The 18,832-nt window shown below is 66.5% G+C and carries 14 protein-coding genes; 1 reads left to right on the top strand and 13 read right to left on the bottom strand.

Annotation, left to right across the window (positions count from 1 at the left end; genetic code table 11):
• The 13 genes from ACXJKJ_RS23305 to ACXJKJ_RS23245 form a co-directional block, all read right to left on the bottom strand.
• Positions 1–2,574, bottom strand: a 2,574-nt coding sequence (locus ACXJKJ_RS23305) for a PKD domain-containing protein (protein WP_457392850.1), incomplete at its 3' end; no start/stop codon positions are given.
• Between the two features lie 216 nt (positions 2,575–2,790).
• Positions 2,791–4,719, bottom strand: coding sequence for an acyltransferase family protein (locus ACXJKJ_RS23300; protein WP_457392847.1), 1,929 nt, complete (start codon positions 4,717–4,719; stop codon positions 2,791–2,793).
• A gap of 10 nt (positions 4,720–4,729) precedes the next feature.
• Positions 4,730–5,827 carry a DegT/DnrJ/EryC1/StrS family aminotransferase gene (locus ACXJKJ_RS23295; RefSeq protein ID WP_056195844.1) on the bottom strand — a complete coding sequence of 366 codons (1,098 nt, stop codon included), beginning with the start codon at positions 5,825–5,827 and terminating at the stop codon, positions 4,730–4,732.
• Positions 5,827–6,408 (bottom strand): acyltransferase, encoded by a 582-nt coding sequence (locus ACXJKJ_RS23290; protein ID WP_056195841.1) that lies wholly within the window; start codon positions 6,406–6,408, stop codon positions 5,827–5,829. Before ACXJKJ_RS23290 ends, ACXJKJ_RS23295 begins: the two co-directional genes overlap by 1 nt.
• Position 6,409: 1 nt before the next feature.
• Complete coding sequence (locus ACXJKJ_RS23285) at positions 6,410–7,480, bottom strand: Gfo/Idh/MocA family protein (RefSeq protein WP_056195838.1); 1,071 nt, start codon at positions 7,478–7,480, stop codon at positions 6,410–6,412.
• 37 nt (positions 7,481–7,517) lie between these two features.
• Positions 7,518–8,990, bottom strand: coding sequence for a lipopolysaccharide biosynthesis protein (locus tag ACXJKJ_RS23280; protein ID WP_056195836.1), 1,473 nt, complete (start codon positions 8,988–8,990; stop codon positions 7,518–7,520).
• Positions 8,987–10,261: a glycosyltransferase gene (locus tag ACXJKJ_RS23275; RefSeq protein ID WP_457392843.1), complete on the bottom strand. Its 1,275-nt coding sequence runs from the start codon at positions 10,259–10,261 to the stop codon at positions 8,987–8,989. Before ACXJKJ_RS23275 ends, ACXJKJ_RS23280 begins: the two co-directional genes overlap by 4 nt.
• A complete protein-coding gene (locus ACXJKJ_RS23270) occupies positions 10,261–11,220 on the bottom strand; it encodes a polysaccharide deacetylase family protein (protein ID WP_457392841.1) in 960 nt (319 codons plus the stop codon). The genes ACXJKJ_RS23275 and ACXJKJ_RS23270 overlap by 1 nt, the downstream gene beginning before the upstream one ends.
• Positions 11,217–12,533 carry a putative O-glycosylation ligase, exosortase A system-associated gene (locus ACXJKJ_RS23265; RefSeq protein ID WP_056195828.1) on the bottom strand — a complete coding sequence of 439 codons (1,317 nt, stop codon included), beginning with the start codon at positions 12,531–12,533 and terminating at the stop codon, positions 11,217–11,219. Before ACXJKJ_RS23265 ends, ACXJKJ_RS23270 begins: the two co-directional genes overlap by 4 nt.
• On the bottom strand, positions 12,526–13,722 hold the full coding sequence (locus tag ACXJKJ_RS23260; protein WP_457392856.1) for a glycosyltransferase family 4 protein: 1,197 nt from the start codon (positions 13,720–13,722) through the stop codon (positions 12,526–12,528). Before ACXJKJ_RS23260 ends, ACXJKJ_RS23265 begins: the two co-directional genes overlap by 8 nt.
• Before the next feature lie 5 nt (positions 13,723–13,727).
• Positions 13,728–14,933 carry a glycosyltransferase family 4 protein gene (locus tag ACXJKJ_RS23255; RefSeq protein WP_457392839.1) on the bottom strand — a complete coding sequence of 402 codons (1,206 nt, stop codon included), beginning with the start codon at positions 14,931–14,933 and terminating at the stop codon, positions 13,728–13,730.
• Positions 14,930–16,246, bottom strand: coding sequence for a nucleotide sugar dehydrogenase (locus ACXJKJ_RS23250; protein ID WP_457392836.1), 1,317 nt, complete (start codon positions 16,244–16,246; stop codon positions 14,930–14,932). The genes ACXJKJ_RS23255 and ACXJKJ_RS23250 overlap by 4 nt, the downstream gene beginning before the upstream one ends.
• 26 nt (positions 16,247–16,272) lie before the next feature.
• Complete coding sequence (locus tag ACXJKJ_RS23245; protein WP_457392833.1) at positions 16,273–18,192, bottom strand: XrtA/PEP-CTERM system amidotransferase; 1,920 nt, start codon at positions 18,190–18,192, stop codon at positions 16,273–16,275.
• Between the two features lie 249 nt (positions 18,193–18,441).
• Between ACXJKJ_RS23245 and ACXJKJ_RS23240 the strand changes: the two genes are divergently transcribed.
• On the top strand, positions 18,442–18,822 hold the full coding sequence (locus tag ACXJKJ_RS23240) for a GtrA family protein (protein ID WP_056195815.1): 381 nt from the start codon (positions 18,442–18,444) through the stop codon (positions 18,820–18,822).
• Positions 18,823–18,832 lie beyond the last annotated feature (10 nt).

Here is an 18,832-nt window from a genome sequence, read left to right as displayed (position 1 = left end):
CGTGTAGCTGCCTGCCGCGCTGTAGCTCTTCGTGGCCGACACCCCGCTGGCGCTCGTGCCGTCCCCGAACGTCCACGCGTAGCTGGCGATCGGGCCTTCCGCATCGGTGCTGCCGGCGCCGGAGAAGCTCAGGTTCGCGCCCACCTGCCCACTCGTCGGGCCGCTGATGCTGGCCACCGGCGCCTGGTTGGCCATGCCTCCCGGCGTCCAGGCCTCCACTTCGACGATGCGCGAGAAGTTGTTCATCGCACCTGCTATCAGGACTCGAATACTGGTCGTACTAACCGATGCAAATACAAATTGCCGCCACACCTTGTCATTTCCGGTGACATTGCCGCCTTCTACAGTCACCCATCCGCCGCCATCCCAATACTGGACGTCGTACTGAGTGATTCCATATTTTGCGAAGGTCATCGCCAGCGTAGGCGCCGACGGCGATTCCTTATCATCCTGCAGTGTGAATACGTCAATTTCGCTGATCGTCTGCATGCCGTTGAAGTCGACCTGCACCCAGTCGGGATAGACACGCGACGTGGCATCGTTCCACCCCCCTCCGGCGCCCCAATTCAAACCCTTTCTATCACCGTCATTGATCGATTTAACCGGGTAATGGTCGTCATACACGCTGGAGGCAGATGCAATACCGCCATTGGCAGCCAACGCCACATTCGTGGCAACACCTGGAGGCGCTCCAACCGAAAACAAAGCGGTCTTCACAGAACTCAATCCATGATTATCCACCACCGTCAAGGCGACTTTATACGTGCCGATGTACTGGTATGTCTTGGCGACGCTGACTCCGACTCCGGTCGTGCCATCGCCGAAATCCCAAACATAAGAAGCAATGGAACCACCAGGGGCGCTGCTCAACGCAGCGGAAAACTGCGCAACCGCCCCTGCAGTTCCAACACCTGGCTGTATTTCAAAATTCGCGCTTGGCGGCGGGTAAGCCCCTTGTGAAACCACAACTTGCTGCGTAGCAGTAGATGTCGCACCCACGGAGTCGGTAACCGTCAACTGGACGGTGTAGGTTCCAGCGTTTGCATAAACCTTCCTAGCTGAAACTCCAACCGCGGTCGTGCCGTCGCCGAAGTCCCACCCATAACTTGCAATGTTGGCTTCAGCATCTGTACTCGCAGAACCGGAAAAGGTAGTGAAGATTCCGGCCTGCAAATTAACCGAGGGCACGGAAATGACCGCCACGGGGGGCGTGTTCGGCTGAAGGCAAAGCTCCCAGATGCCGAACAGCGCCGAGCCCCTGGAGTGGCCGTACACCGAGTAGCCGCACCCCGTGGAAGGTGCAAACGTAGTCAGCGCAAGAGACACGTTCCCCGGGTTTGTCGTCGGCACGTGCACCTCGGTCCACAAGAGGGTTCTCGTGTCGAAAGTCCACAGATCGTCCAATGCCGAACCGGAAGGCGAAACGCCACCAAACAGAACGACAACTCCATTTTTCGAGTCGAAATACATCTGCGCGTAGCTGCGTTCGCTCGGGCCAACGGCTCCGATTACTTCCCTCCAACTGTTGGTTGCAGGGTCGTACAGCCACGTGTCGTTTAAATAGGCATTGTTGATGCACCGCACCGACTGTCGATCAAAGCATACCCCTCCAAACAGCACGAATTGGCGACTGAAGGAGTCGTAGACAAACTGGTTCTCTATCTGGCCGCGGGGCTCAGGCGAAGTCCCTTGGCCAGCAGGGATCGCAAGCGTAAATTCTCTGGTCGAAAAATTCAGTTTATACAATGAATTATCATTGCTGGCACTTCCGAACATATAGGCATTGGCGCCATCTCCAGCGAACCCTGGGCTATGACGCTCTGTGGGCGCCAATCCGGTATAGCCCCAGTGACGCTCCATCAGCCTGATGTATTGCCCAGTACTCAGGGAGTATGCCCAAGCACCGCTTCCGAAGTCCGCGTATACGGAATAGGCCGCACCGGCGCCGATCCCGATATCGCGGTCCAACGTCAGCGTCTTGAGCGCCGCATCATAGGACAGGACCACGGCAGTCGGGCTACCGCCGTTTTGCACGAGCCAATCCTTGTAGAAGTCATTCGTCGTGGCTGGCAGCGTCGGATCTACCAACTTCGTGCCCGTCGTACCGGCACCAGCAGACCGCGTAAAACCCTGCTGGCTGGCACATCTGTAGCCACTACCACCATTCCAAAGCCAGAAATAGTTATTGATGGGATCAAATACCACGCCGCTTTCGTCTGAGCCATTGGGTTTATTGAACGAAGTATTGCCCGCGCAGCTGTTATTGGGATCGAGCAGCGTCCATGACTTGGCAAGAGGATCAAAAGCCCAAACATCGTTGAGATAGGCTCCGCCGCCGGCCCCTCCCCAAAAAACCGCCTGATTGAGCGAGTCCACCCACGTCATGGCGCTCCACTCGCGCCATGGGGGCGCATTGGTCGTGGAAATCTGACGCCATGTAGCAATAAATTCCGCAGCGCSCGCGTCGTTCGCCGCAAGTCCCAAGGAACAGATGCAAGCGCCGAGCAAGACCACGACTAGCCGGTTGAGAAGGACGCGCATAGGAACCGAAATCGAGATGTGTAAAGAATCCATCAAKACCTCAACGTGAAGCGGAGGTTCACGGAGCCCTCTTCCCTTGCGAGCGCGCATAGCGGACTCGCCTCGTCATCAAATGACCACTTTTACATCACACATGGACACTGGCGTCGACATTCCGCAACCCAAACCCTCGGCTCGGGGGTGCAGCAGGCACGTGTTGCGCATCGCCGTCGGCACACTCGCCGCCTGACCTTGGCCTGCACACCGTCATCAGAGAAGACCAGGCCCAGCCGCAGTTGCGGTCGTCTTGACCTCCAGCAACCGCAGCACGGCGGGGGCGACTATTGCGGCGCCAGTCATGCTGAGGTGGTTGTCGTCGAAGTACAGGCTGGCATCCCCCTCCAACACCTTACAACGCGGGCCGCCGCACAGCAGCTGGTCCAGCCCGACACGTTCGGCTTGCCCATCAGCGGTCAGCCGCTGCACCAGGGCCAGCGACGCGGCCTGCCGGATGCGGTAGTCGGCTGCCATCTGGYCCTGCGCGGCCAGCTCGTCTCCGCGTCGCCAGCGCATGGCGAGAGCCGCCGGCACCGGGTAGTGGTAGGTGGGCACCGGGTCCAGCAGCAACACCTGCTTGCCGGCAGCGTGCAGGCGCTGGATGCTTTGCACCAGGCCCGCCTCGAAGGCCGTCGCGCCGGGGCCGTCCAGATAGAACTGGTAGCGCGCCACCAGCAGCACGCTGTCGACACTGGTGTCAGCCACCAGCCTTTCCAGCAGCGCGCTGTTGACGGCCGCACAGCGTGGCCGGCCGGGGGGCTCGAAGCCCAACGCCGGCGGGCAGGTCGAGCCCGTCAGCTGAGCCACACGCCGGTCCGTCGCCTGGTCGCCCAACGCACGGGCGATCTCGACGCCATGGCTGTCACCCCAGACCGCCAGCGTCTTCGTGGCGGAGGCCGGCCCGAACAGGCAGCGGGCGTCGTAGTCCAACCAGCGGTTGCCGCTGGAGTGGCAGCGCTTGCGGTCGAGGCTGAAGTCGCTCGCGCCGGCACGCAGCACCGCATCGCGGCCCGGCTGGGCGGCACGCTGGTCGGACACGGCCGTCAGCGCCCAGGCCGCGGCCAGGCTGGCCACGATGGTGGACGCCCCCGCCACGAGCATGACCGGCTGCGCCACCTTGGAGCGCCGCACCGGTGCCTCCACCCAGCGCAGCGAGGCCCAGGCCAGCGCGACGGACAAGGCCACGGCCAGCGCGGCCTGCACCGGCGAGGGCTGGTCCAGCACCAGATGCCGCGTCAGCACCAGTACCGGCCAGTGCCAGAGGTAGAGCGAAAACGAATGCGCGCCGATCCAGCGCAGCGGCGCGGCCGACAGCCAGCGCGTCGCGACCGCCCGTTGCGTGGCACCGACCCAGATCAACGCCGCCGTCGCGAGGCAGGGCCACAGCGCCATCGGCCCCGGGAAAGCGTGATCGGCCCGCATCAGCAACAGCGAGGCGACGAGGGCCGCGAGCGCCGTCCAGCCCAGCCCCGAGTCCACCCAGGCCGGGCGCGCGGGCGGTGAATCACTGCGGCTGGACCACCAGGCCAGGCCCGAGCCGATCATCAGCTCGAAGGTGCGCGCTGGTGCCGCGTAGAAGGCCAGCTCGGCGTCATGAGGCATCAACCGCAGGCACCAGGCCAGCGACACGAGGCCCACGCCCAGCAGCACGATGCCGATATGCCGGCGCGCGAAGCGCCACAACAGGGCCAGCAGCGGCGGAAAGACGATGTAGTACTGCTCCTCGACGGCCAGCGACCAGGTGTGCAGCAGGGGCTTGAGCTCGGCGGCTCCTTCGAAATACCCGGTCGTCCGGTACAGCTCGATGTTGGAGACGAACAGCCCCGTGGCCCCCAGCAGTCGCGCAAACTCGCGCAGCGCCTGCGGCTCCAGCAGCAGCAGGCAGGCCGGCGCGACCAGGGCCAGCATCGCGAACAGCGCCGGGAAGATGCGCCGGATGCGCGCCGCATAGAAGGAGGCGATGCTGTAGCTGCCAGCGGCCAGGCGCTGCAGCAGCAGCGTCGTGATCAGATAGCCCGAGATCACGAAGAAGATGTCCACCCCGACAAAGCCGCCGGGCATGGCCGCGGGCCAGGCGTGGAAGACCACGACGGGCACGATGGCCAGGGCCCGAAGTCCCTCGATGTCGGGCCGGAATTTCATCCGCGAATGGTCAGGCCAGTGCCGCGGCCAAAGCCGCGACGACCTGGTCTTGCTGCTCCTCGGTGAGGTCGGCGCTCATGGGCAGGCTCATGACGCGAGCCGCCGCGGCGATGCTGTGCGGGCAGGCGTCCGGCTGGCCGTATTTGGCATAGGCCGGCTGGTGATGCAGCGGGCGCGGGTAATGCACGGCGGTCGGCACGCCGGCGGCCTTGAGCTTGGCCTGCACGGCCTCGCGGTCGTCCACGAAGACGGTGTATTGCGCCCAGACGCAGTCGCGGTCGGGCCGGACTTCCAGCAGCTGCAGGCTCGGGATGGCCGCCTGCAGCTTGGCGCGGTAGGCCTCGCCGAGCTCGAGCCGGCGGCGGACCTCCCACTCGAAGCGATCCAGCTTGCCCAGCACGACGGCGCATTGCAGCGTGTCCATGCGGCCACCCACGCCGACGCGAGTGTGCAGATAGCGCTGGCTCTGGCCATGGATGCGGATCTCGCGGCAGGCCTGGGCCAGCGCGTCGTCGTTGGTGAAGATGGCACCACCGTCGCCATAGCAGCCCAGCGGCTTGCTCGGGAAGAAGCTGGTGCAGCCGAAGGTGGAGGTGTTGCAGCTCTTCTTGCCGTTGTACGACGCGCCGAAACTCTGCGCGGCGTCCTCGATGACGGCCAGGCCATGCTTGCCGGCAATGGCGTTGATCTCGTCCATGTCGGCCACCTGGCCGTACAGGCTGACCGGCATGATGGCCTTGGTCTTCGACGTGATCGCGGCTTCGATGAGCTTGGCGTCGATATTGGCCGTACCGGGCTCGATGTCGACGAAGACCGGCACGCCGCCGGCCAGCACGATCATCTCGGCCGTGGCCGCGAAGGTGAAGGGGCTGGTGATGACTTCATCGCCGGGCTGCAGGTCCAGGGCCATCAGGCAGATCAGCAGCGCCTCGGTGCCGCTGGCGACGCTAATGCAGTGCTTGGCGCCGGTGTAGGTGACGAGGGCCTGCTCCATCTCCTTGACCTCGGGGCCCAGGATGTACTGGCCGTGGTCCAGCACCTTCTGGATGCGGGCGTTGATGTTGTCGCGCAGGGCCGCGTACTGGCTCTTGAGGTCGATGAAGTCCATCAGATGATCTCCAGGCGGTTGCCGCTCAGACGGTAACGGTCGCCGGTGTGGGGGCAGGTGGCGTCGACGGGCTGTTCGCTCGCGACGGGCAATTCCAGGCGCTCGCCGAAGCGGCTCATCCAGCCGATCTGCTTGGCGGGCACGCCCACCATCAACGCGAAATCGGGCACGTCACGGTTGATGACGGCGCCGGCGCCGATGAAGGCGAAGCGGCCGATGGTGGTGCCGCAGACGATCGTGCTGTTGGCGCCCAGCGTCGCACCCTGCTTCACGAGGGTGCGGCGGTATTCGTCCTTGCGCGTGACTGCCGAGCGCGGGTTGTAGACGTTGGTGAACACCATGCTGGGGCCGCAGAAGACGTCGTCCTCCAGCGTCACGGCGTCGTAGACGGAGACGTTGTTCTGGATCTTGACGTTGTCGCCGATGGCCACGTCGTTGCCGACATAGACGTTCTGGCCGAAGGAGCACTTGGCTCCGATGCGGGCGCCGGCGCTGATGTGCACGAAGTGCCAGACGCGGCAATCGGCGCCCAGCTGGGCGCCTTCGTCGACGATGGCGCTTGGGTGGATGGTGGTGGCCATTTCAGTAGGCCAGCGGCAGGTTGATGCGCTTGCCGTCGCGGGAGCTCATGTACAGCGCGATCAGCAGCTCCAGCGACTTCAGGCCTTCGCGACCGTCGGTCTCGGGGTGGGCCTCGCCGCGCAGCGTCTGGATGACGTTGTCGTAGTAGAGCGGGTGGCCGAAGCCGTAGACCGAGGTGGTCTGGTAGCTCGCGTCCTTGATCAGCGCGTCCATCTCATGGGGGGCATCGAATTCCCAATGCTGGATCTCGTTGACCGCCAAGCCGCCGACGCGCACCGAGCCCTTCTCGCCCAGCAGGGTGATGGAGCCTTCGAGGTTCTTGGGATAGGTCAGCATGCTGACGTTGACGGTGCCCATGGCGCCACTGCGCCACTTCAGCGCAGCCGCGCCGCTGTCCTCGACCTCGATGTTGCGGGCCAGCGTGCCGGTGTAGGCCATGACACTCTCCACGGGGCCGCAGACCCAGTCGAGCAGGTCGATGTAATGGCTGGCCTGGTTCATGAACGCGCCGCCGTCGAACTCCCACGTGCCGCGCCACTCGGCGCTGTCGTAATAGGCCTGGGGGCGGGTCCAGAAGACGTTGACGGCGACGTTGTAGAGCCGCCCGAAGCGGCCCTCGCTCATCGCGCGCTTGAGCAGTTGCAGCGTGGGGTTGCGGCGGTTCTGTTTGACGACGAAGAGGCGCACGCCGGCGTCGTCGCAGGCCTTGACCATGGCCAGGCCGTCCTGCCAGCGCGTGGCCATGGGCTTCTCCGTCATCACGTCGATGCCGGCGCGGGCCACCTCGATGGCCTGGCGGGGATGCAGGCCGCTGGGCGTGGTCAGCACGACGCAGTCGATGCCGAGTTCGGCCTTGGCAGCCAGCAGCTCGGTCAACGACGCAAAGCCGCGGCCCCCCGTCTTGGCGACGGCGGCCGCCAAGGCCGCGGGGTCGGTGTCGCACACCGCCACGAGCTCGGCGCGCTCGGCGTGCTTCTTGATCGCCTCCATATGGTTCTGGGCGATGCGGCCGCAGCCGATCAGCGCGAAACGGACCAGGCGGCCGATGACGGGAGGGCGGGACTGTTGCATAGGGTTCACCTGTGAGGGTTCGGTCTGTCTTGTCGGTCTAGGCGGCATTGTCGGCAGCTCGCCGCCAGAACCGCGTCAGTCTTGCAAAGGCCGGATCGGCGGCCAGCGGGTGGCGGCACCAGCCCAGCGCCAGCAGCCACGAAACGCAGCAGCTGAGGATGGCCAGCACGAACCAGAGGATAGGCATGGTCTGGCCAGGCTCGCGCGGGTGAAGCACCAGCAGCAGCGCGGGCGGCGCCAGCGCGATCAGCGCCACGGCCATGCTGCGCACGAGCTGGCCACGCAGCACGCGCCAGTCGTTGGGCAGGAACTTGCCCTTCACGACATAGACCAGCGGCAGCTGCAGCAGCATGGCCAGCGCCAGCCCGGCGGCGCAGGCCCAGGGCTCGCGCCAATACGCCGCCGCCGCGACGATGAGCGCCGCGCGCGCCGGCTGGAAGACCACCTCCATGCGGGTCAGCAGGTCCATGCGGCCCATGGCCACCATCAGGTTGCCGATCAGGCTGATCGCCGCGGCCAGCGCGCCGGCCAGGCAGAAGATGGGCACCAGCGGCGCCGCCGCGTCCCACTGCGGGCCGAACAGCAGCCGCAAGGTCTCCAGCCCGTAGAGGGCGACGAAGCCGTAGAAGGGCCAGGCCACCACGCAGACATAGGTGACGCTGGCGATGTAGAGCGGCTCCATGGCCTGCTGCTCGCGCACGGCCTTTGCGAAGGCGGGATAGGCCACGTTGCGCACGGCGCCCATCAGGTCGCGATGGAAGAGGTTCATCAGGCCCTGGGCGCGGCTCAGCAGCGCGACGGGCGTGAAGCCCATCAGCTTGCCCACGGCCAGGTCGTTGATGTCCATGGACACCGACGTGACGACGCCCACGACCGAGCTCTGGGCGCCGAACTTGAACAGGCTGCGCCATTGCGACAGCCCCGGCCGCAGCAACCGCCGCTCGCCCTGGGCCCACCAGGCGGCGAAGCCCGTGGTCGCACTGACGACCAGCGTGCCGGCCACGAGGCCGATGGGCCCCCAGCCGGCCCAGGACAGGCTGACGCTGGTGATGGCACCGGCCAGCGTCGCAACCAGGTTCGCGACGGCCAGGGCCTTGAAGGCGAGGCGGCGGCGCAGCAGCGCCAGCGAGATCGTCGAGAACGGCAGCAGCAGAAAGTTCATGGAGGCCAGCCACAGCAGGTCGCGCATGCGCGGCTCGCGGTAGAAGTCGGCCACCCAGGGCGCCACGGCAAAGACGATGAAGCCCAGACCGATGCCGATGATCAGCGTGACCCCCAGGGCCGTGCGGATGTGATCGTCGGTGAGGTCCTTCTCCTGGATCAGGTAGCTGGCGACGCCAAAGTCGCGCAGCACCTGGGCGATGCTCATGACAGCCAGCGTCACCGAGTAGACGCCAATCTGGTCCGGCGTCAGCAGCCGGGCAATGATCAGGTTGCTCGCCAGGTTGATGACGATCAGCGCATACCGCTCCGCGAAGGAGAACAGCAGCGCACTGCGTACGCCGCTCATCTCAGTGGCTCCAGGCACCGGCCGTCGGCGGCCGCGTCCAGCACGCCGGCCAGACGCCGTGCTGTCGCCGCGCGGCTGTAGCGCTCGATATCGCGCGGCGTGTCCACGCTGGCCTCGCCACGCAGCCAGCGCTGCAGCGTCTGGGCCAGACCCGCCACGTCACCCGGCTCGACGCGCACGCCGCCGCCGGTGCCGTTGAGCACCTGAGCCACCTCGCTGGCCTCGGGCACGACGGCCAGGATGGGGCGGCCGCAGCCCAGGTATTCGAACAGCTTGCCCGGCAGCGACGCGGTGGCGTAGTAGCCCGTCGGCACCGGCAGATAGAGCAGGTCGGCCTGCTTCATCAGTGTGACGGCCTGGCCGTGCGGCACGGGGCCCAGCTCCGTCACCCATGCGGTGACTCCAGCCTCAGCCGCCGGGCCTGGTTTGAAGCCAGCGGCCTGCACGCGCAGCCGCGAAAGCTCCGGGCAGCCTTGGGCCTGAAGCAAGGCGATGGCCGCATACAGGTCCTGCAAACCGTAGCCAGGGCGCCAGACGCCGGTGTAGGCGATGCGCAGCAGGCCATCAGCGACGGGCGAGGCCTCGCCAGCGAAGTCGGCCGGCTCGAAGCCGTTGGTGATCAGGTGCAGGTCGCCGCGGCCGCAGTCGCGGCCGATGCTGTCCACCAGTGCGTGGGTCACGGTGACGACGGCCGCCGCATCGCGCGCCGCCAGCCGCTCCAGCGCCGGGTTCTCGCGAGCCTGCTCGGCCGACACCTGCTCCCAGGCCATGTCGCCGCTGGGCGTCCACTGGTCGCGATAGTCGAGCACATAGGGTTTGCCGGTGCGGCGCGACACCTCGCGGGCGATGAGGAAACCGGTCCAGGGCCAGCCGCTGGCGTAGATGGCGTCAAAACCCACGCTGTCGCGCAGGGACAGGGCCCGCTCGACGGCGGGCTTGAGCCAGCCCGCGGCCTGGTCGGGCACTTCGGACCGCGCACGCAGCCGCCAGGCCAGCGCCGCGACGGCGCGCTCACGCAGGCGCCCGGGCAGCCAGCCGGCCCAGCGGCGGGCCAGCACGCGGCTCTGCAGCGGCACGCGCTCGACCCGCGTGCCAGGCCTGACCTCACTCAGCAGCTCCGAGTCGACGTGGGAGCGCGGGTCGGGCTCCAGGCTCAGCACCAGCGGCTCCCAGCCCAGATCGGGCAGATGGTTGGCGAAAGCGAGGCTGCGCCGCGTGCCGGAGTTGGTGATCGGCGGGAACAGATAGGCGATGAAGAGGACGCGGCGCATCAGCTGAGCAGGTTGCGCGCCAGCCGCAGGCCGAACTTCAGCCGGTCGCGATCCCAGGGCGTGAAGCGCGGGATCTGGAACACGTCGTCGCCGCGCCGCGCCGCGGCCCAGCGCGTGGACACGGCCGCATCGAAGCCGAGTTCGCGCACGAGGGCGGGATGCACCTCGGGCAGGTAATCCGTCCCCGGCTTGCCGTTGGGATAGGCGAACAGGCCGACCTTCTCGCCCAGCAGCTGCTGCAGCACATCGCGGCTGCGGCCGATCTCGTCGGCGGCCTGGCTGGCGTCGAGCGTGGCCAGGATGGGATGGCTGACCGTGTGAGCACCGATCTGCATGCCGGCACGACGAAGGCTGCGCACCTGCTCGCTGCTCATCATCAGGTCGTCCGGCGGGTTGACCTCGGCGCGCGCCGCGATGGCATTGACGCAGGCCAGCCGCGGCTCGGGAGGCAGGTATTTCACGCGTTCGATGAGCTTGCCCAGCATCGCGCGGCGGCCAGCGGTATCGCCCAGTGCCAGTTGCCCCAGGTCCTCGCCGCGACCGTCCTGCAGGCCGCGCAGGTCCAGCATGGACTTGGCGCTGAGCCGCACCGATTCGATCAGCGTGTCGTTCCACATGCGGCCGCCATCCAGAAAGCCGGTGGCGACAAAGAAGCTGCACGGCAGGCCGTGCTTCTGCAGCAGCGGCAGCGCGACGTCATGATTGTCGGCATAGCCGTCGTCGAAGCTCAGCGCCGCGGCACGTGCCGGCAGGCTGCCTTCGTGCAGCTGCCGGATCGCCGTGTCCAGCGGCAGCACGTTGAACCAGGACTTGGCCCAGCCCAGCAGTTCATCGAAGCGGGCCGCGTCGACCTCGTCGGGGAACAGCGGGTCGGGCTCGCGCAGCACGCGGTGGAAGATCAACACGGTCAGGCGCGCACGCGCGCCGGCCGGGGACAGCAGGCTGAACAAAGGCTTCATGGCAGGGGGATGCTTTTCTTCTTCTCGAAGCGCTTCTTCAGGAACTCGGGCCAGTAGATGACCGGCTCCTCCTTCTCCCGCAGCCACTCCTTGCGCTCCAGCCAGCGCCGGCCGACGACGGCCAGCACCAGCACGTTGTACGGCAGGTCCCAGTAGCTCAGGCTCAGGAAGGCGCCGCCCACGGCATAGCCGGCCAGGCTCACCTGCAGCATGCCGCCGAGGTCCGACAGCCATTGCGTCTCGGGCTTGCCGCGCGCCTTCGTGCGCAAGGTGCCGGCCGTGAACCAGCCCATGGTGAACAGCGCCAGGAAGATGAACAGGCCGACGAAGCCCTGTTCGCCCAGCACCATGAAATAGATGCTGTGGGCCGCGTGCACGTCGTTGGGGTCCGGGCCATAGACGGCAAAGATGACCCCCGTCCAGATCATGAAGCCGCCGCCGAAGAAGTTGGATTTCGCCAGATTCCAGGCCATGCCCCAGGCATTGATGCGGCCCATGGCCGACTCGTCCTGCTGGTAGGTCTTGATGGTGTTCATGCGTTCCCACCATTCAGCCGGCATCAGCGACAGCAGGGCCACCGCGACGACGACCATCGTGACCGCACCCACCATCTTGTTCTTGCCGCGCCACCACAGCACCAGCGCCATCGCGGCAATGGCCAGCAAAGCGCCGCGCGAATGGCTGCCCAGGGCCGCCATCGCCATCAGCACCATGCAGATGGTCATCGTCGTCTTGGCCCATTTGGCCTTCATCTGCATCTGCAGGAAGCGCATCAGCGGGATGACGATGACGATGGCCAGCGCGATCTCGTTGTTGCCTTCGATATAGGTGTTCTCGGGCCCCCAGACTTTGTAGCTGCCGCCGGTCAGGACCGTGAAGGCGCCCCCCTTGACACCGAAGAAACCGATGGAGGCGACCAGCACCCAGGTCAGCAGCATCATGTGGCGCTTGCTGTGCAGCAACACCATGGTGACCAGGATCATCAGATCGATCTTCATGACCCGGCTCCACAACTCGAAGCTCTGATCAAAGATCATCGAGAACGGCAAGGTGATGCACATCCACAGCATGAAGACCATCAGCGTGACGTTCTCGCGGTTCAACGAATAGTCACGTCTGTCCTTCGTGATGAAGAGGCCGATCAGCGTCGCTCCGCCGATGGCGGCGGCGAAGGGCATTGTCTTCAGCGCCCAGGACAGCTGGTGGGGATTCATGATGCTCAGCCAAGTCCAGCCGAGGATGCCAATCCAAGGCCGCCTGAACGCCTGCAAGAAGATCCAGCCCAGGATCACCAACAATGTCAGATCACGCATGCGCGGCCACTCCGGCGATGGACTTGAACAAAGCGATCTGACCGTCCGTCGTGGCCTGCCAGCTGAAGCTTTCGGCATAGCGGCGCGTGGCCGCGCGGTCTATACCCTTGGCCAGCAACGCCCCGATGGCCGCGGCGAACGCGCTGCCCGTGCGTTCGCTCACCAGCCCACCCGCCTCGGGTGCGGCAACAACCTCGGGCGTGCCCCAGATATCGGTGGCGGCGACCGGCGTGCCACAGGCCATGGACTCGAGCAGCACATTGGCCCAGCCCTCGCGGCTGGAACACAGCAGCAGCACGTCGGCGGCGCTGTACCACTTCAGCAGCTCGGTGTTGGGCAGCGAGCCCGTCAGGCGCACCTTGTCGGCGACGCCCAGACGCGCTGYCAGCGCCGTCAGTGCCGCCCTCTCCTCGCCCTCGCCGATGACGACGAGACGGGCTCCGGGCCGTTGCTTCGCCAGCTCTGCCAGCGCCTCGATAGCGATGTGATGGCCCTTGCGTTCGATCAGGTGCCCCACGGACAGCAGCAGCGGCTCGCCGGACACACCGAGCTCCGCGCGCATGTCGGCCTGCGGCAGGGGGCGGAAGCGCTCCAGGTCTACGCCATTGCGCAAGGTATTCAGCTTCGCCGGGTCATGGCCCCAGCCGCGCAGCACGTCCATCAAGGCGGCGCAGACGCCGATGGAGCCTGATGCGCGCTCGGCCGCCCACTCGATCATGCGTTTGGGCAGGACGTACTGGGGAATGAGGTTCAGGTCGGTGCCGCGCGCGGTGATGGTCAGCGGCTTGTTGAACCACCTGGACAGCAGCGCGGCGGCAACGCCGTCGGGATAGTAGTAATGGGCGTCGATGAGGTCGAAATCGAAGCCTTCGTCGATCAGTTTCTGCACCGCGCCACGCGCGCCCAAAGCCAGCGTCAGCGGCGCCAACGTCATGCCCACTTTGGGCAGCAACAGATAGCGCGGGTGCAGCACATCCAGGCCGTTGCGCTGCTCACGCGCCGGCGTGGCGGCGAACCTGGCGTAGTCGCCCCAGCGAGGGCTGGTGGACGGGAACCAGGGCACGGGGGCCACGACGCGAGATTCGACCTCGCCGCTCTTCATCAGCTCGCGCAGCCGCGTCTCCACGAAGATGCCGTGGCTGGGCCGAACACTGCTCGGGAACAGCGTCGAGAAGGTGAGGACCTTCAGCTTTCTCACGCGACGGCCTCCACGGCTTCGATCAGGATGCGGCCGAAGACTTCGGCGGCCACGCGGTGACCGAATTGGGCCTCGACCAACCGACGCGCCGCCTGTGACAGCTGCAGGCGCAGGGCGCCGTCATGGATGAGCCTGAGCGTCGCCTCGGCCAGCGCCTCGGCGCCGTCGGCGCGCAGAAAGTGGGTGCCGTCGTCAACGTCCAGGCCCTCGATGCCGATGCTGGTGGACACCACCGGCAGGCCCATGGCCATGGCCTCGAAGGCCTTGATGCGGGTGCCGCCGCCGACACGCAGCGGGATGACGAAGGCCTGGGCATCACGGGCATGGTCACGCACGTCGTCGACGAAACCCGTGAAGCTGACGCCGGGAACATTGCGCTGCACCAACGACGCCGGCGGATTCTTGCCGACGACGCGCAGCTGTGCATTCGGTACCTGGGCGCGCACACGCGGCCACACCTCTTCGATGTAGAAGCGGATGCCGTCGACATTGGCTTCCCAGTCCATCGAACCGGTGAAGACGACGGTTGGGCTGCCGTTAGCCGGTGCCTGCCAGGAGAAGAAGTCCAGGTCCACGCCGGTGGGGATGGCGCGGGCCGTCTTCAGCCCGTCGTTTTTCTCGAACATCTTGGCGTCGCGCTCGGACACAGCCACCACCCGCGTGAAGCGGGCCAGCGCCTCGCGTTCGAAGCGGCGCATCTTGGCCGCCTGCGAGGCCCACAGCCAGCGCAGCGGCGCGCTCGCCGCTGTCTTGGCATGGCGCTCGAAGATCTCGGCCTCGACGTTGTGCGTGAAGCAGACCGTCGCGCCTTTCAGCTTCTCTGGGCGCAGCACGGCGGCGTGGACGAAGTCGAAGACGACCACGTCGAAGTGCTCGGCTGCCAGCGCCTGCTCGACCGCGGCCACCGCGGCCGGCGTGCGGTCGTTGACCACGTTGATCGGTAGCGAAGACAGCAGGTCAGGTGCGCGCTGCCAGCGGGGGCGTGCCTCGCTCGGCTGCCAGCCGATGAAGCGTTCGCACAGACGGTCGAGTTCGCCCTGCCATTCGCGCTGCTGCTCAGGCGTGGCCGGCGACAGCAGCGTGACATCGAACCGGTCGCTCTCCTTCAAGCCGCGCAGGATGTTGCCCGTGCGGATCTTGCCGCCGGCATCGGCCGGGAACAGGAAGACCGGCGAGACGAACGCGACCCGAAGTCGGTTCACCAGCAGATGCCCTCGTACTGTGCGAATCCAGCGTCGCGCAGGTCGGCGTAGCCGTTCAGGTCGACAACGCGCGCGCGCTTGCCCAGCGCGATGATGCGCTGGCGGGTCTCGGCGTCGGCATGGCCGACGACGATGATCTCGGCGCGCGCCAGCACGGCGTCGGGCGTCTCCTGCAGCAGCTTGTCGAGGTGGGGAATCTCGCGGTCGATGTATTCCTTGTTCTTGCCCAGCAGGCGCGCGATCTTGACGAACTTGTCGTAGATCGTCAGATCGAAGCCCTTGCCCAGCAGCTTCTCGGCCAGCACCACCAGCGGCGAGTCGCGCAGGTCGTCGGTACCGGGCTTGAAGGCCAGGCCGAACAGGGCCACGGGCTTGCGGCCGTTGGCGGCGATCAGCTCATAGGCGCGGCCGATGTGGGCGTCATTGCTGTCCAGCAGCGCGCCGAGCACGGGGATGTTCACGCCGCGCTCGCGGGCGATGGTCAGGAAGCCCTTGACCTCCTTGGGCAGGCAGGAGCCGCCGAAGGCAAAGCCAGGGCGCAGATAGGCCTTGGAGATGTTGAGCTGGGTGTCGCGGCAGAACAGCTCCAGCACGTCGCGAGAGTCCAGGCCGGTTTCCTTCAGCACGGCGCCGGCTTCGTTGGCGAAGACGATCTTCAGCGCGTGGAAGACGTTGCACAGGTATTTGACCGACTCGGCCACGCCCACGTCGGCCGCGACGAAGTTGCCCGGCACGCCGGCATACAGGCGCTTCATGACCTCCACGCCAGCGTCATCCAGGCTGCYGACGATGGTCTGCGGCGGGTTGTGGAAGTCCGAGACCGACGAGCCCTCACGCAGGAACTCGGGGTTGAAGACCAGCGACAGCCGATCACCGATCTTGCGGCCGGCGGCCTTCTCCAGCAGCGGCGCGATGCGGGCGCGCGTGGTGCCCGGGGCGACCGTGCTGCGGATCACCAGTGTGTGCTGGCCGTCCTTCTTGGCGATCTCGGCGCCGATCTGGCCGACGACGGCGTCCAGCGCGGTCAGGTCGGGCATGTAGTTAGGCAGTGAGGGCGTGGCCACCGAGATCAGCGAGATCTCGGTGTCGCGCACCGCGGCGGCCACATCGCGCGTGGCCGTCAACTTGCCGGCCTTCACGGCGGCGCCAATCAGCTCCTCGATGCCTTCCTCGACGACCGGCGACTGCCCGGAAGCGATCAGCTCGACCTTGAGCGGGTTGATGTCCACGCCCACCACTTCGTGGCCGAGTTCGGGCAGGCAGGCGCAGGAGACCGCGCCGACGTAGCCGAGACCGAAAACCGAAACCTTCATGTCGTCCCTTTATCTCTTGAAATCGTTCAGGCCGCGGCGCGCGCGGTTGCGGCGCCCAGGCCTGCATTGCGCAGGAAGGCATCGAACATCAGCAGCACCCACAGCGGCTGGGCGTGGTCCATCACGCCGCGCTCATGCTGGTCCAGCAGGCGGCCGATGACGGTCGGGTTGAACCAGCCCGTCTGGGCCAGCGCGCCCTGCTGCAGGGCCTGGCGGGTCTGCTCGCGCAGCGGGCCGCGCAGCCAGCGTGCCAGCGGCACGGCGAAGCCCATCTTGGGCCGGTAGAGCACATCGTTCGGCAGCATGGGCTCCAGCGCCTTCTTGAAGATGTACTTGCCCTCCTGACCGCGCAGCTTCAGGTCTGAGGGCAGCGTCGCCACCCACTCGACGAGTTGGTGATCCATCAGCGGCTCGCGCACTTCCAGGCTGTGGGCCATGCTGGCGCGGTCGACCTTGGTGTTGATGTCGCCCGGCAGGTAAGTGTGGATGTCCAGGTACTGGATCAGCGCCAGCGGGTCGTCGGTGTTGGCGCGCTGGGCGTGGTGGTGGAAGACCTCGCTGGCATGCCAGCCCTGCAGGTCGCGCTTGAAGGCGTCGCTGAACAGCTCCTGGCGCAGCGGGTCGCGCACCAGGCCCATGGTGTTGAAGTAGGCATCGACCGAGTTGCGGGCGATGGCCTGGAAGGTGGTTTTGGCACGGAAGACGCGCGGTGCCCAGTCGGCTTTCGGGTAGAGCTTGGCCAGCGGGCCGAACACGCCCTTGCGCAGGGCCAGCGGGAAGGCGCTGCGCATGCGCTCTTCCATCATGTGCATCTTGTAGCGGCGGTAGCCGCCCAGGCTCTCGTCGCCGCCGTCGCCGGACAGCGCCACCGTGACGTGCTTGCGCGCCAGCTCACAGACGCGGTAAGTGGGAATGGCCGACGAGTCGGCATAGGGCTCGTCGTAGAGGTGGGCCAGCAGGTCGACGAGGCCGAAGTCGTCGCTGCTGACGACCTCGACGCGGTGGTTGGTGCGGTAGCGGTCCGCCACCTGCTGCGCGAACGCGGTCTCGTTGAACTTGGGATCGTCGAAGCCGATGGAGCAGGTGTTGACGGGTTGGTCGTCCAGCTGGGCCATGGCCGCGACGACGGCGCTGGAGTCCACGCCACCGGACAGGAAGGCGCCCAGCGGCACCTCGGCCTTCAGGCGCAGCTTGACCGACTCGGACAGGCGCCGGCGCAGCTCCTCGGCGGCCTCTTCCTCACCGATCTTGGCGTCGAGCGTGAACTTGACGTCCCAGTAGCGCTGCGGCGTGCCGATGGGCTGGCCGCGCTTGACGAGCAGGCGGTGGCCGGGGGCGAGCTTCTGCGCGTGGCGGTAGATGGTCCAGGGGTCGGGCACATAGCCCAGCGCGAAATAGGCCTCGACGGCGCGCGGGTCGATCTCCTGGCGCAGGCCGCCGTGGGCCATCAGGCTCTTCAGCTCGGAGCCGAACAGCAGCCAGCCGTCCTCGGTCATTGCGTAGTGCAGCGGCTTCACGCCCAGGCGGTCGCGGGCCATGAAGAGGCAGTCGCGCTTTCGGTCGTGGATCATGAAGGCGAACATGCCGCGCAGGTGGTGCACGCAGTCCTCGCCCCAGTGCTCCCAGGCGCGCACGATGGCTTCGGAGTCGCTCTTGGTACGGAACACATAGCCGTGGCCGCGCAGCTCGTCCATCAACTCCAGGTAGTTGTAGACCTCGCCGTTGAAGACCAGGGCCACCGTCTTGTCGTCGTTGAAGATGGGCTGCTGGCCGGTCGCGATGTCGATGACCGACAGGCGCCGGTGGCCGAAGCCCACGCCGGGCTCGATGTGCAGGTCGCCTTCATCCGGCCCGCGGTGATGCTGGGACTCGTTCATCCGGTGCAGACGCTCGCGCTCGGGGAGGCGCTGGCCGCGGGTATCGAACAGACCGGTGATGCCGCACATGGGTTGGACCTGGTTCAGCCAATCATTGGGTAAAGCCGCGCCTGCCGAAACGGCAAGGCACGGGGAAAGGCGGATTCTTACCGAGCTTGGTGACCGCGCCGGGCGTTCGCTGTCCCTGGTGTGATGTCAGGCACGGGTTATCCCCCTGTCCGGGGGATGCTTGACCCGCGGGCAAMGGGGGCTGCGGCCTGCCGGCAACGCCGATACTTCGGCGCCCTCCACCGCCCTGCTCCCAAAGCGCCGGCCATCTTGATCGCTCAGCTGTTCTCTTTTCTGTCCGTCGGCGTGCTCGCCACGGGCCTGCAGTACGTGCTGACGGCCGGCCTCGTGCTGGCGGGCTGGCTGCCGCTGGTGCCGGCATCCACCGTGGGTTTCCTGGTCAGCGCGACGTTCAATTACTGGGCCAATGCACGCCTGACCTTCGCCGCCCAGGGCAGCGCTGCGCGCAATCGCCCCCAGCAGTTGCGCTTCATCGCCATGGTGGCCCTGGGCTGCGCGCTGAATGCCGGCCTGCTGCGCGTCGCCGTGTCGCTGGGCCTGCACCCCGTCTTGAGCCAGCTCATCGCCACCGCCGGCGTGCTGGCCAGCAATTTCACGCTCAGCCGCCTCTGGGTGTTCCGCAAACCTTGACTGCCATCCC

It is taken from the genome of Roseateles sp. P5_E1, from assembly GCF_054049335.1.
This window is presented reverse-complemented; position numbering and strand designations above follow the sequence as displayed.